The 884-nt window shown below is 39.7% G+C and carries 2 protein-coding genes; one reads left to right on the forward strand and one right to left on the reverse strand.

The annotated features are described in order from the left end of the window. Positions 1 to 79: 79 nt before the first annotated feature. A complete protein-coding gene (locus ACW2QF_RS15940) occupies positions 80 to 241 on the reverse strand; it encodes a hypothetical protein (protein ID WP_455716998.1) in 162 nt (53 codons plus the stop codon). A 112-nt stretch (positions 242 to 353) separates the two neighbouring features. On the opposite strand from ACW2QF_RS15940, the gene ACW2QF_RS15945 reads away from it, so the two are divergent. Beyond that, positions 354 to 755, forward strand: a complete 402-nt coding sequence (locus ACW2QF_RS15945; RefSeq protein ID WP_455716999.1) for a hypothetical protein — start codon at positions 354 to 356, stop codon at positions 753 to 755. Positions 756 to 884 lie beyond the last annotated feature (129 nt).

Here is an 884-nt window from a genome sequence, read left to right on the forward strand (position 1 = left end):
CTACACGACCACCTGTTTATTTACTTTTACCTGGATCATTTTGTTCTTTATGTTTTGTGTGTTCTGCTTGATCATATGGTTATTTTTGAGCTTCTGGAGTAAATGGAGCGACCGGAGCAGACGGAGCAAGAGGAGCAGATGGAGCAACCGGAGCACGCGGACCAAGAGGCTGTGATGGAGTAGATGGAGCAGACGGAGCAACAGGGGCAACCGGAGCACCTGGGGCAGATGGTGTCTGCACGTATCCTTGTACTAGAACGGGCAATTTAATTGAGAACAGTAGCTTCGAAGTATTTGCCACATCTCCAGGCCTACCAACTGGTTGGAATCAGTCAGTGGGAGTAACGACTGCTGTGTCAAAGACTACTGCACAAAGCACTTTCCTTACTGGTCTTGCAGCTGTAGCTATTAAAGGAGAGAGAGTAGCTCAAGGTGGAACTGATATTTATCAGGATATAACATCACTTTCCAATCGAGTAGGCTGCTACTTTGATTTCTCGTTTTCAGCAAGTGGCAATGCTAATACAGCGTTATCTGCCAATGTTATTTACTATACATCAGGAAAAGTTGAAATTAGTAGAACAACTATATCGATACCAGTAAATTCTATGCCTACTTCACGAGGGGACTTTAATTACTATAGAACGACGACTGTTATTCCTTCAAATACGTCATATGCAAGAGTTCAATTCCTTGCAACATCCACATCAGGTAATACAGATGTTTACATTGATGATGTATCGTTTGGAATTTAGTCAATGTATGTGAAAAGACTTTTTAAATTAACCTGATTTAATGGATTAAATCATTCAAGTTCACATCTTTTATTTTTATTACAGATATAAATGTGGACTTGAATGAATTTAAATATATATGTCTTATAC

The sequence above is a fragment of the Anaerosporobacter sp. genome, assembly GCF_965301125.1.